This window comes from Halocola ammonii (genome assembly GCF_049334165.1).
Classification (GTDB): Bacteria; Bacteroidota; Bacteroidia; order Flavobacteriales_D; family Sanyastnellaceae; genus JBEGHD01.
Window position 1 is genome coordinate 1 of the sequence record NZ_JBEGHD010000014.1, and the last position, 13459, is coordinate 13459.

Annotated in this window: 14 protein-coding genes; all 14 read left to right on the forward strand. The window is 42.3% G+C overall.

Features of this window, described 5'->3' with window-relative positions; all coding sequences use genetic code 11:
* Window positions 1-187 (forward strand): hypothetical protein (locus ABHV44_RS13485; protein WP_459075230.1); only part of this gene is annotated, 187 nt, incomplete at its 5' end.
* 35 nt (window positions 188-222) lie between these two features.
* Window positions 223-1362, forward strand: a complete 1140-nt coding sequence (locus ABHV44_RS13490; protein ID WP_459075231.1) for an FAD-dependent monooxygenase — start codon at window positions 223-225, stop codon at window positions 1360-1362.
* Window positions 1363-1584: 222 nt separating this feature from the next.
* On the forward strand, window positions 1585-1905 hold the full coding sequence (locus ABHV44_RS13495) for a hypothetical protein (RefSeq protein WP_459075232.1): 321 nt from the start codon (window positions 1585-1587) through the stop codon (window positions 1903-1905).
* A gap of 88 nt (window positions 1906-1993) precedes the next feature.
* Window positions 1994-2491 (forward strand): mechanosensitive ion channel domain-containing protein, encoded by a 498-nt coding sequence (locus ABHV44_RS13500; protein WP_459075233.1) that lies wholly within the window; start codon window positions 1994-1996, stop codon window positions 2489-2491.
* Window positions 2492-2532: 41 nt separating this feature from the next.
* A complete protein-coding gene (locus ABHV44_RS13505) occupies window positions 2533-3081 on the forward strand; it encodes a dihydrofolate reductase family protein (protein WP_459075234.1) in 549 nt (182 codons plus the stop codon).
* A gap of 113 nt (window positions 3082-3194) precedes the next feature.
* The gene (locus tag ABHV44_RS13510) at window positions 3195-4400 is read left to right on the forward strand and encodes a WG repeat-containing protein (RefSeq protein WP_459075235.1); all 1206 of its coding nucleotides are present in this window, start codon (window positions 3195-3197) and stop codon (window positions 4398-4400) included.
* A 102-nt stretch (window positions 4401-4502) separates the two neighbouring features.
* Window positions 4503-5432, forward strand: a complete 930-nt coding sequence (locus tag ABHV44_RS13515; RefSeq protein WP_459075236.1) for a DUF5996 family protein — start codon at window positions 4503-4505, stop codon at window positions 5430-5432.
* Window positions 5433-5595: 163 nt separating this feature from the next.
* The gene (locus ABHV44_RS13520) at window positions 5596-6333 is read left to right on the forward strand and encodes a DUF6090 family protein (protein WP_459075237.1); all 738 of its coding nucleotides are present in this window, start codon (window positions 5596-5598) and stop codon (window positions 6331-6333) included.
* Between the two features lie 153 nt (window positions 6334-6486).
* Window positions 6487-7932: an MltF family protein gene (locus tag ABHV44_RS13525; RefSeq protein ID WP_459075238.1), complete on the forward strand. Its 1446-nt coding sequence runs from the start codon at window positions 6487-6489 to the stop codon at window positions 7930-7932.
* A 432-nt stretch (window positions 7933-8364) separates the two neighbouring features.
* On the forward strand, window positions 8365-9114 hold the full coding sequence (locus ABHV44_RS13530; RefSeq protein ID WP_459075239.1) for a bacteriorhodopsin-like: 750 nt from the start codon (window positions 8365-8367) through the stop codon (window positions 9112-9114).
* A gap of 11 nt (window positions 9115-9125) precedes the next feature.
* Window positions 9126-10025 carry a Brp/Blh family beta-carotene 15,15'-dioxygenase gene (locus ABHV44_RS13535; RefSeq protein ID WP_459075240.1) on the forward strand — a complete coding sequence of 300 codons (900 nt, stop codon included), beginning with the start codon at window positions 9126-9128 and terminating at the stop codon, window positions 10023-10025.
* Window positions 10026-10100: 75 nt separating this feature from the next.
* The gene (locus ABHV44_RS13540) at window positions 10101-10451 is read left to right on the forward strand and encodes a DUF2200 domain-containing protein (RefSeq protein WP_459075241.1); all 351 of its coding nucleotides are present in this window, start codon (window positions 10101-10103) and stop codon (window positions 10449-10451) included.
* 38 nt (window positions 10452-10489) lie between these two features.
* Window positions 10490-11170 carry a hypothetical protein gene (locus ABHV44_RS13545; RefSeq protein ID WP_459075242.1) on the forward strand — a complete coding sequence of 227 codons (681 nt, stop codon included), beginning with the start codon at window positions 10490-10492 and terminating at the stop codon, window positions 11168-11170.
* Window positions 11171-11339: 169 nt separating this feature from the next.
* The gene (locus ABHV44_RS13550) at window positions 11340-13451 is read left to right on the forward strand and encodes a hypothetical protein (RefSeq protein ID WP_459075243.1); all 2112 of its coding nucleotides are present in this window, start codon (window positions 11340-11342) and stop codon (window positions 13449-13451) included.
* Window positions 13452-13459: the final 8 nt, after the last annotated feature.

Consider the following 13459-nt stretch of genomic DNA (forward strand, 5'->3'; position numbering starts at 1 on the left):
CAAACAGCTCCTTATCTGCAGTGTCCTTGACTTTCATATCTTTAGCTTTTTTGAACTTAAAGTTAGCCAAGGACGCTGCTTTTACATGGATGCTAAAGCTAATGCGGCCATTTCGTCTTCGGCAAACACAGACTCGGTGGAAGATGACGATCTCGATTCTTTTGGAACTTGCGGAAAACCGCACTAGCTTTAGCCAAACCATTGGCATTAATTCTAGAACGTATGAAAACAGGAATTATCGGTGGAGGGATTACAGGACTTACAACAGCGTTGGCACTGCGAAAATCAGGAATCACACCAGTTGTTTACGAGCAAGCTGTTGAGCTCAATGAAATTGGGGCTGGTATTTGGCTTCAACCGAATGCAATTAAGGTTTTAGACTGGCTTGGTTTAAAAGCGGAGATACAGAAACAGGGAATTGAGATTAATAAGATGGAAATTACCAATAATCAGCTAATTCCTATTAAAAAAATCAAAAGTGAGGTTGTACAGGATGAGGATGGAAACAAGACAATTGCTATTCATCGAGCCAGGCTGCAAAAAATTCTTTATAACGAAGTGCTGAAAACAAATGAAGTTCATCTCAATAAAAAATACATACACCACAGCTTTAGTTCGAATTCAATAAATCTGAAATTTGAAGATGGAGAAGACTCAGTCGATGTATTATTGGGAGCTGACGGTATTGATTCATCAGTTAGAAAAGCCCTTTTCCCTAATTCACCATTACGCAATTCAGGTCAAGTTTGCTGGAGAGGTGTATCTAAAATGAACTTGCCCAATTCTTTAAAAAGCCTTGGACGAGAAGCATGGGGCAAACAAATCAGATTTGGTTTTTCTCAAATCGCGAAAGAAGAAGTCTATTGGTTTGCGGTCGCAAATGTTGAACATCTGAAAGAAATAGATGGAATAGATCGAAAAATATATATCGCAAAACTTTTTCAGAGTTTCTCCCCCATTATAAATGAACTTATCGCCAATACTGAACCAACGAATATTCACCAGGCAATACTTCAGGACTTAAAGAGACTTCCCAATTGGTTCCAGTCTAAGGTGTGTCTTATAGGTGATGCCGCGCATGCCACTACTCCCAACATGGGACAAGGAGCTTGTCAGGGTATTGAGGATGCTTTTTACATCAGTAAATATTTGTCCAAATCGCCACTTAACGTACAGGGTGCCTTTGAAGAGTTTCAGCAAAAAAGGAGGAAAAAAGTAGATTATGTGGTTAATACATCCTGGCAATTTGGAAAAATGGCACATAGTACCTTTGGACAACCATTTATGAAACTAATGATGAAGATGACTCCTGAAAGTGTAATAAACTCGCAAATGAACAAACTGTATGCTATTGACAAATAGAAAACTAATACCAGCAATGTTTAAAAGTAATGCGAGCTGAGCAGCTAAAATCGAGCATTTTTGCTCCTAAGAAACTTTGCAGTAGGCTGACAGGTAATCACTCCAAAATCCCGCACTACGCATAGCTAACCCGTTGGCTGATGTTCTCATTAACAATGGTTCGATAAAAGACCTGGTAAAGGCCAATCAGGAAAAGATTACGGAATAAAGAAAACAACAATCATGAAAAAAGTCATTTACGTTTTAGCTTTAGCGGTATTTTTCACCGGATGTGCAAAAGAAGACGAGTCAGAGATGATTCCTCAATCTAATTCTCTTGCTGAGGATTTGAAGCAGGTTATAGAAGCAGAAAATATAGATTTGATCCTACCTTGCGACATTGGTAGTATCTGTTCTGGAGGAACTAATGATTTCTCATTTCCTGGAGATAACATTATTCGGGTAGGTGACGATCGTTATTTCAACTTAATACAACTCGTTGAAATGGAAGTAGAAATGATCAACGATAACAAAAGATTGGTTTTATACTTTCTTAATGAATGAAGTTTTTGTAAAGTTCAGATTGTGGGAATTTTGAAACCAATAAAGTTCAAGCCTCTCACAAGCAAAACAGTAATAAGAAGCAGTCTGCATGGAACCGTATAAAATCAAAATATTCGAAACTGCCATAGTCATCTTCCTCTTCGTTATTACTAAAGTCATTTCGAAAAGGATAGTTAAAAAGGTAGGCGTTCGTTTTAATTATCAGAGAGGACGAGTGAGTATCACAAATAAAATTGTGGATGCCTTGTTGCTGATTATTCTCACGGTATTTCTCATGGCCATCTGGGGTATCGATCAGTCAAAGCTCGTACTGTTTCTCTCAACTGTGCTCACAATCCTGGGAGTTGCATTTTTTGCTCAGTGGTCGCTCATATCAAATATTACTTCTACGCTGATTATCTTTTTCAATCATCCTGTTAAGATTGGAGATTATTTGACAATCATGGACAAAGACTTCCCGGTAGAGGGAAAGTTGAGCGATATTGGCATTTTCTTTATCACTATCAAAACGAAGGAGGGTCGAAAAGTGACAATCCCGAGTAATGTTTTTATGCAAAAGATGATTCGCAAAGAGGACGCCAACTAGTTACATTTTTATCAAAAGCAATTCACGAATCTCGCAAACAATTGACCATTTCAAACAAAGTCTTCATCGCTACGAGCCTCGATGGCTACATTGCCGACCGAAATGGGAGAATCGATTGGCTGCACTCCATTCCAAACCCGGAGAATGACGATATGGGATATGGCGATTTCATGGCAAGCATTGGTGCTATTGTGATGGGCCGAACGACTTTCGAAACAGTTTGCGACTTCGACATGGATTGGCCTTATGAAAAGCCGGTTTTTGTTTTGAGCTCGAGCTTGAAAGAGGTTCCGGAAAAAGCTCAGGGAAATGCTGAAATCGTGAATGGCAGTTTGAAAGAGGTCTTAGAATTCATTCATGAAAAAGGATTCTACCACCTCTACATTGACGGTGGAAAAACCATCCAGAGCTTTCTGAAAGAAGACCTAATCGATGAGATGATCATCACCACTATTCCTATTCTGCTGGGCGATGGAAAATCACTTTTTGGTGACCTGCCAAATGCATTGGAGTTTGAGTGTATTGAGTCGAAGATTTATCTGGACAGCGTGGTCCAAAGTCGTTTTCAAAGAAATGATCATAAACATTGAACCTATTGTACTTTGAGGTTTACAGTAGAGAAACAATACCACATTCAATGTCTCAGACCACAAGCTATTTGAATCAAAACCAGTCCGGGAAAACTGGAGTTTTCAAAAATCGGATGAAAAGATCTTTCGTCCTGGCCGTAATATCCTTATTGTCACTACTGTCTTTCGGGCAATCTTTCTCTGACGCTGAAATAGAGAATTGGGATCCGGTGATTACCTACTACAACTTTTATGACGGAATTCAGATGATTGAAATCGATTACCTCACGGCCTATCACAACCGCGTAAACCAACTTGAGCAGCAACAGCCGCGTGCAATGCACTGGGATATGGTTTTGGGACCTCCCCCACCCAACGTCTACATCTTCCGCAACAAGGCGGGAATCAGGGTAAAGCAGTTTGGCGAAATTACCGGAAAAGTGAAGATTCTCAGCGTGAAAAAATCCCTGAAGGTTATGATTCCTCACAATCACCTCTATGCCCGAATTGGTGCCTCGTTTGGCTTCTCTCACCTAAGAACAAAGTCCTATCCGTATTATCGAATTGGTTCCTCAAATGATGGTGAAGGAGGTTTTGGACTCATCGACAGCCTTGGCAACAAAGTGCTCGACACAGAGTATGACGAGATTCTTTCAAACTTCAATGGCTCCATTTTCGTCACAAAAAAAGGTGAACTCTCAGAGCTGAGAAATAAGAACCTGGAGATACAGCTTTCTACTAAAAAGTATGCGCTAACTCCAGCCGAGCAAGACGGTTTTGTGGTAATCACTCGAAATCAACTGCGCGGTTTGATGGACTATAAGGGTGAGATTGTTGTTCCCTGCAAATACAAAATCATCTGGCCATTCAACGACTATGGTTTAGCCAAAGTGCGCAACAAAAATAACCTTGAAGGGTTTGTCAATTCGAATGGTGAGGAAGTTATCAAGTGCAAGTATCAGAGCTTTGGTGAGTTTACAGAAGGGTTGATAAGCGCCCGCTTATTTTTGGAATCAGACTATAAACGTGGATTCATCGACACCACCGGAAAAGTTATTGTTCCATTCATTTACAACCATGCATTTTGGTTTACTGAAGGCCTGGCTCGGGTTTCCAAAAAAATTGACGGTACTTATTACTTCGGCTTCATCGATAAGGAAGGAAATGAAGTAATTCCACTGAAGTATGCCAATGCCACGGATTTCAAAAATGGTGTCGCAGAAGTGCGCACGGATTTCCCAAATTCAAATGAAAAAGTGAGATCAGTTAATTCCGAAGTATCAAATGAACGCCAGGGTGAATGGGTAAGGATCAACCGAATCGGTGAGCTGGTCGACTAATTCCGAGATTAATTACTGAGCAGGTAGACTGAACTTTTAACTCTCGTTAAAATTTGTCAGACAAATCATAACTTAGGGTGCTCTTAACCAATAAAAAAAGTCATGAAGCACCACCCTCAACTTCCTTCCCTCGTTTATAGCGGCAACGAACAAAAGAAAATGACACTCCACCTGTTTTTGCAGATCATCGGCAAAATCCGGTTGGAACTCATGCCCCGAAAAAATCACTGGTGGTATATCACCGAGTACATCGACACGCTGGGAATCACAACCGGACCGATGCCGTACAACGATGGCTTTGATACAGTTACCATCACGTTGAATGTTCAACAAAACCTGCTGGAAACCTACACCAGCCAAGGTGAAAAGAGAACTTTTGAACTGAAGAATGGAATGTCAGTGGCACAGTTTTACGATCACCTGATGGATGGTTTTGAACAACTGGGAATCTCGGTTTCGCTTTACGACAAACCTTTCGATCAGGGAATCGACCAGAGATTCGAGGAGATCACCGACATTCAGCACTACGACCCCGACTACACTAAAACCTTTTGGCGAGCTATGCTTTGGGTGAGTGGCGTTTTCAAAGAATTCAGTGGAAGATTTTATGGAAAAACCTGCCCGGTACACCTCTACTGGCATTCTCTTGATTTGGCTGTAACCAGATTCAACGGAGAAAAGGCGCCTCCCCGACCGGCAGATGCAAGACTCTCCGACAAAGACGCCTACTCCCACGAGTGCATCAGCTTCGGATTCTGGGCCGGTGATGAAAACATGCAGGAACCTGCATTTTACTCCTATACCTACCCCGCCCCAGATGGAATGGGTGATGAACCCTTGAAACCTTCTTCTGCATTTTGGAACGATGCCGGTGGCAGCCCGATGGCGATTTTGAAGTATTCAGACTTATACAATTCCAACAACCCGAGAAAAGACTTGTTAGAGTTTTTAGAATCCGCCTATCAGGCTGGAGCAAAATTGGCCGGCTGGGATGTAGAAGAGTTGGAAGTTCCAAGGCTTGAGGATCTGTAATTCGCTTTAACCCTCTTACTCTGAAGGGGTTTGGGGATTGGCCATTCAATTGAAATATTTGAAACAGACACGCAAAAGCGATACTTTAGTGGATATCAATACAGTGTACAGGCACAGGTCATATTGGTGCGTTGTGCTTAATTATCAGAAACGCTAATCAAAGATGAAATTCTTCAGAAAAATTAGACGAAAACTGCTGACTGGTAATAAGTTCGGTAAATATCTCACCTATGCAATTGGTGAAATAGTTCTCGTGGTTATCGGAATTTTGATTGCACTACAGATTAACAACTGGAATATTGAGCGGCAAACTCAAAAGAAAGAGCAGGCATATTTAAAAGAGATTCGAAATAATCTACAGCAGGATTCTGCAAATCTTAAAAAGGTCCTGGACTTTAATCTTAACAAGATAAAAATCGTTGATGAAATGCTGCAGATTTTTATCGACACGCTATCAAATGAGGAGCGATATCGAATTTTCAGTAAGAACGCAGACGATTTCACCTACTACGAAGTGTTCGCCCCCGTTCGAATTGCATTTAATAACATGTTGTCTGCGGAAAGCATTGACCTCATCGCAAATAATGAGCTTCGAAATGCCTTGTCGGAATATTACAGCTATCCCTATTTGGATGGAGTACAGAATCGTATTGTAGTAATAAACAGAAGAGTTGTTGATGAGCATTTCCCCAAGTTTTTCACCAAAGAATTTGTAGCTACCCGTATGGGAGTTTCCTCCAAAATGCCTGCCTTGACAGAATTGAATATTGCAACAGATCAGAAATTGATGTCTGATCTTTTTGGAATTAAAATGATTCTTTCAGTTCAAAATGAATTGATCGAGAACACCCAAAAACTAAACCTGGAACTCCTGAGCTTAATGAATGCAGATTTAGATTAAACTGGCCTATGAAAATGCCGGCTAAAACCTAAAAGAGCAAGCAGTGATTTCACTCAAGAATTTGTTAACTCACCCTATTTCTCACAGGTCACAGTATCACCAACTTGAACCATTCCCTTGTTTTGGAGTTGATTTGTTAATACTTTACAGATCATGAAGCCTTTACTCAAAACACTCTACCTCGCTCTTCTCTTAGTTTTTATTGGTTGTTCTGAAACAAACGAAAGCTCCGAAACTGGCGAGAACACTGACCCAATCAAAAACCTGCCCTCCAAAGATTTAGATGCCATCAAAGAAGATGGCGTGCTTCATGCCATTACGATCTATAGCTCCACAAGCTATTTTCTATATCGCGGTACCCCCAAGGGATTTGAGTACGAACTATTGTCTCGTCTGGCTGAGGAGCTGGATCTTGAGTTGAAAATCACAGTTGCCGAAGACATCGACCAACTATTCGACATGCTGAATAATGGTGACGGTGATCTTGTAGCTTATGGCCTAACCATCACCGAGCCCAGAAAAGAGCTGGTGAATTTCACCGAGCACCACTACGTAACGCATCAGGCGCTTGTACAGCGCAAACCCGAAAACTGGCGCAAATTGCCTCAATACAAAATTGATAAACAGATTATCTCAAACACCCTTGAACTGATAGACGACACGGTGTGGGTTCGGGAAAACACCTCTTATGCCGAAAGACTCGAAAACCTTCAAAACGAGATTGGCGCTGACATTCCCATTGAACATATTGAAGGTAGGATACCCACAGATGAAATCATCAGGATGGTGGTGGATGGAGAAATAGAACGAACGATTGCCGATTACAACATTGCGGCCATCAACCAGACCTACTACCCTATTCTTGACGTGGATACCCGAATTTCTTTTTCCCAGCGCATTGCCTGGGCAGTCAGAAAAAACTCTCCCAATCTTCTAAAAGCCATCAATCAGTGGATACAGAAAGAGAAAAAGTCGGACGCCTATTACGTGATTTACAACAAGTATTTCAAGAACACCAAATCTTTTAGAGGCCGGATCGAAAGCGACTTTTACAGCAAGAACAGCAACAAGATCAGCAAGTACGACAGCATCATAAAATTGAATGCTGAAAAGATCGGCTGGGATTGGCGCTTCCTCTGTTCGCAGGTTTATCAGGAATCGCGGTTTGATCCTCGTGCCGAATCATGGGCTGGTGCGGGCGGTCTTATCCAGCTGATGCCAGCAACGGCAAGGGAAGTCGGTGTGAGCAACCCATTCAACCCGCAGCAAAACATTGCCGGTGGTGTCAGATATCTCGATAAAATGCTCGACAGATTTGAAGCTGTGGAAGACTCCATTCAAAAGATAAAATTCACCTTAGCTGCATTCAACTGCGGAGCGGGTCACGTTTTTGATGCTCAGCGCCTTGCGGAGAAAAATGGAAAAGACCCCAACGTGTGGGACGAAAATGTCGAGGAGTACATTCTAAAATTAAAGAACAAAAAGTACTACCTCGATGACGTGGTCAGGTATGGCTTTGTGAGAGGAACGGAGCCTTACAACTACGTGAGAGACATCTTCCTCAGATACGAGCACTACAAGAAATTTATTGAACGCTAAGTTCGGTTTTCTTTGGATCAGTGGTAGCAATCAATGATAGGATTTGCAATGTTTGGAAATTGCAATAAGCTGAAAGCACTAATTTAGTTGACTCATAGCTTTTCAAGTGAAAAACCTAACCACTTTCGACCGACTATTTTTAAAAGTAAAGCAAAACCGCTGGTACTGGATCTTTGCCATCTTTTGCCATGTACGCATCGCTCCGGTATTCTTTTTCTCCACTCCTCATTCCGCGCCTAATGTCGATGAACGACAATCTCCAAAAAGAGGTCGTATTAAATTGATATATAGACCCTTAAACTTCCTTTGGTCAAAATCCGAGCAACAAATATTTCTGAGCATCTATCTTTTTGTTTAACTTTTATTTCATTTCATTAAACATTATTATGAAACTGGAGTTTCTCAAGCATAAACCAATTAAATTCAAAAGCTATGATACTCACCGAAGTTCTTACAATTCCAAAGGACGATCCCGTAGGATTTACCTTCTTTACTGGTTACATGGCCATGCTTGCAGCTTCAGTATTCTTCTTTTTCGAAAGAGGACGTGTTGCCGACAAATGGAAACTTTCTCTACTAATTTCTGGACTCATCACCGGAATTGCAGCAGTGCATTACTACTACATGCGCGATTACTATCTCGCGAGTGGTGAAAACCCCACAGCCCTTCGCTACATCGACTGGACGCTGACCGTTCCACTGATGTGTGTGGAGTTTTATTTGCTAACCAAAGCAGCGGGCGCAAAAATCGGCCTGCTCTGGAAGTTGATTATCGCCTCTGTTTGGATGCTCGTAATGGGCTACATCGGAGAAGCTTTCAACCCCGAAGGTGGCGACACGACACACTCGGTGCTTTACGGATTTCTTTCAACTCTAGGCTATCTCTACATCCTCTACACAGCGTGGTTCGGTGAAGTAGCTAAGTTGGCCAAAAACACCAATAACCCAAAAGTAATTAACGGTGTTCGTATCCTCGCATGGTTCGTGCTCGTGGGATGGGCGATTTACCCGATCGGTTACATGTGTATGCCCGGTGGATGGCTCAATGTTGCTCTTGGTTGGGATCCAAGCAGTGTCGATCTTTTTTACAACATCGCAGACGCCATCAATAAAATTGGATTTGGACTCGTGGTCTACTCCGTAGCCGTTGGCGATAAGTCAACCTCAGGAGCAACTGCCTGAATCCAGCTACCATGAGAAAGCCGCTCTTTTATTTTATCAGTGTCTTTTTTCTCAGCCTCGTGTTGTTTCCCTGGCTAAACACTCTGCCTGCAGAACTGCTCGACAGGTTGACCATCACTCTGATATTTATCCTGGGAGTGCCTCATGGAGCAATCGACAATATTCTAATGAAACGTAGAACCGGCTGGTCTTCCAGCCGGTTTTATCTTTTTTATCTTGGACTCATAACCCTCAACATTGGCCTTTGGCTCATCTTGCCAGCCGTTGCCCTTCTGCTCTTTTTATTTATTTCAGCTTACCATTTTGGACAGGCACAATTCAAGCATCATCTCAAAGGAAACAATGTTTGGAACCCGCTTATCTATTTCAGCTGGGGGAATCTGGTATTGAGTTTCTTTTTCCTTTTTAGGAGAGAAGAAATCCAATCCTATTTCATGGATTTCTCAGCTTACAATCAGGTCGCTTTTATTTTTGATGAGAGCACTCTACAGACCTTTCTCTTAATCAATGGCCTGCTCCTACTCTTTTCGCTGTCGATGTCTCTAACTAAAAAATCCATAGGAATAGGGTCGATCGGCATTGAAACGCTCATCCTTTTGATGCTAGTGGGCATTTCATATCTCTATCACTTTTTACTCGGATTTGGAATTTTCTTTGTGCTCCTGCACGCTGTTCCAGTTATCCTTGAGGAGTACAAAGAGTTCTACTCTTCATTCAGTTGGAAGAATCTCCAAAAGTTCTTAATGATGCTCCTGCCTTTTACTCTACTCTCTCTTTTCGGAATTTTCTTTCTCTTCGCGCTCAAGAGGTTTGAGTTGCTGGACACCACTTACTTGTTTCTCATTCTACTTGCCGGATCTTCTATCACCTTACCTCATGTTTGGGTAATGAAAAGATTCTACCGGGAGTAATTATTTACCAACCTTGAAGAAGCTCTCTTTTCAGATTCTTTGATTTTTTACTTTTGGAGAAATCTAATCGTCCCCATGAAAAACCACAAGATCTTCAAAATGGCCTTTGCCAGCGTTTATCCTCACTACGTGACCAAGGCTGAGAAAAAAGGTCGCACCAAAGAAGATGTGGACACCGTGATCTGCTGGCTGACCGGCTACGATGAAAAGTCGCTACAGGAGCAAATCGACAACAAAGCAGACTTCGAGACTTTCTTTGCCGAAGCTCCGCAAATGAATCCGAATGCTTCAAAAATTACCGGTGTGATTTGCGGCCATCGTGTGGAAGAAATAGAGGACGACCTGATGCAGAAAATCCGCCAGATGGACAAGCTGGTAGATGAGCTCGCCAGGGGAAAGAAAATGGAGAGTATATTACGGAAGTGAAACTTACTTGAACAGATCCCACCTCATCTATAAAATACATGTACAAAACTTCTTTGATCATTCTGCTGGCTCTGACTTTCTACTCTTGCCAGGATGGCGAAACCGAAGCGCCACAAACTAGAAATAAAGCTTGGTGGGACCTCGACTCATTGAGTCAACGGGCTAAAAGCAACATGGACAGCGCGAGCTGGGACACCCAACTCTTCGAACAGGACATTGCAACTTATCGTGAGTACGCAGAAGTATTTCAAAGCTTTCCGCTAAACAAGTCTCCTTTTCCAGTGGCTGATTATGACTATGCGGTTTCCAGCAGGCCTGTTTTAATCGAAACCGGTGAACACATTTTCAAAGGCGTTAGAATTGGAGAGTTTAAGAAGGTTGAAGACGAAGAGCCGTTGGACAGGTTGACTCTACTCGTGATGACTGATGACAAAGACTCAGAACAAAACACACTCGTGGAATCGCGCAACTACCCCTACCTCACCGCCCAGGGATTTTTTATTACCAAAGACAACAAGTTCGACTGGGTGTTTTCCGCCAGTCCAGATGGTTACTCCACTTTGATGGTGAACATGAAGCTCTTTGATCTGCGATTCGGAGAAACTATCGTCATCTACCCCAGGTCTGGTCGTGCTTTCGTTTATGATCAAATTGACGACTCACCTGAAAACTATCAGAATTTTGAGGACTTCAAGGCTGCTATAGAAAGTCGGCTATAACTAGTTGGACAACATTAACTAAAGGATGACTGAAGGGTTGAAGCACCGAGCTATCCAAAGCTACTCGACTACTCTTTGAAGCTCAAAAGATCCGTTTCACTGATTCAGGCTAATTTTTTTCGTTTTTGTAACTTTTCGGACCATCACTCTTAATTGATAATTCGTCACTATGATTACCTACAATGCCATTGCCTTCAGAACACTTTTCGTTTTAGCAGGACTTTTAGTTTTCAGTTTCACTACTCACTCACAGACGCTGGAAGACTTGCTCCGAAAAGTAGATAGCACCAAAAATTCAGTGATGGATCAATTTGAGCAGGGACCAGAATCCAATGAGGAGAATTTACCGGACATTGCTTACCAACCCGATAAGCTTCTGTGGCAAACGGTATACCTGCCGTATGTGAAATTTGAAATTCCACGTCAATCCAATTACGATCTGAATTTTCGGTATTCATCCATGATAACTTTTCACTCAGGTCTGGGAGATTCGCCCACCAATGCCCTTTGCGAGATTGGAGTGATGAGTAAAAAAGAATACAACGAAGATTATCTACCGCGGACACTATCCAGAAACTGCGGAGCATGCGAGACACAGCCGTTACCTGCTGATTTGCACTCCGAACTTGCTGCTCGCAATGGGAAATATATTGAGTATGTGAGGCCCCGCGATTACATGTCAGTCACGGCCTTTGGTGAGATTAACCAGGATTCAATTTTTCTGGTGACTGTAATGTCCCGCACTTCGGATAATTTCAAACAAACGACTCCAGCAATTTTGAAATACGTGCTATCAAAGGTTGAAATTCTCGATTCCTACGGGCCATCTGGCAAGAAGCTCAAAATGGAGAGAGAAATTGACACCCAGACCGCCACTCTAAGTCAACCAGTGGTTTTCGATGAAAAATCAGAGACTTTTGCAGCCATAGATGGGGATGGTGATCTTTACGTTGCAGCAGTTTCAGGAAAGGACACTTTTATCGAACTCTTTCCCGGAGGTGATTTATCCAATCCTGCCAGCCTGAGCAAAATGATGGAAAATGGCCGGCTTAGGGATTTGATTGCTACTCGACAGGGCTTTGCTGGTCTGTTTATAGAAGATGTGGCAGACGGGCAATTGATGTTTTTGATTCACTTTGATAAGAATGGCAATCAGCTATTTAAAACTCAATTAGTCGAAAAAGCAAAGATTGAGAACGTTGGCGATATGGCTATTTGGGATGGGTATGACAGTCATAAACTGGCCCAAATTGGAGATCGATTTGTAGCTTTAATCTCCGTTCAAAAGCGCTGGGAGTCTGGGTTTGGAAACACTATTTATAACCCGAATAGCGCTTGTAGCGGAAATGGCATCCACCAGGCTGATGCTCTGATTACCCTGGATGCAAGTGGCAGTATTGAATACAGTGCTCAATCGCAGGCAAACTCTTCAGGTAGCTCTGGGTATAGCATGTCTGCAGGTAGTTCAGGCAATAGTTCAACAGGTTCGCAAACAATTGAACAAAGCTTGAAATACGGTAACTGGTGGGGTGCAAGCCATAGTTTCACTAAAGATCTGGTAATCAGGAATGATCATGCTTTGAAAATGACGGTTAATGACGGTTTCCCGCTTATTGGAATGGCTACATCTATGAATGATCTGAATTACGATCAAAAGTTCGAAAGCACTTACTACGACCCTTATTATGATAATCTGGACGCCAGGAGATTCAATAGAATGATCGATTGTAAAAGTGAAGCCGGTGCCAATTATGTAGATGGCTTGATGGCTGGAAACCTTCATGTCGATGCCGAACAATGGTATGCCACTTATGCAAAAGCCAGTGACCGCAATGGCAAGGAGATTTTCCCAAAGCCTGTGGGCGGCATTTACGATGCAAATTATCACACCAAGGATGTTTATTTCAATGACCGAAACCTGACCAACACTCCAGATTTACTCGAAACCAATGTGAAGTCTATTCCTCTGGGCGATTATTTTTTGATAAACTGGAATGTGTTCCCGGAAAATCCTGAAGAAGGCCAGCCGCAAGATCAATTGGTGATTGTAGATCAAAACGGGAATGCGATGAGTGAAGTAGCTGATATTTCAACCGACTTTTTCTCAAATAAATCTGCCCAACGAAACCGTGGGTATTTTCTTTACCACAATCGTCTTCCTGTTTATCACGGTTCGGACATGGTAAAACTTGATGATTACACAGCGCTGTGGGCGAGGGTTCTTCCAGGTACTGGTGAGGTGGAAATCGTTACTATTCAATTACCAGCAGAGTTGAGATAGCAATTGGT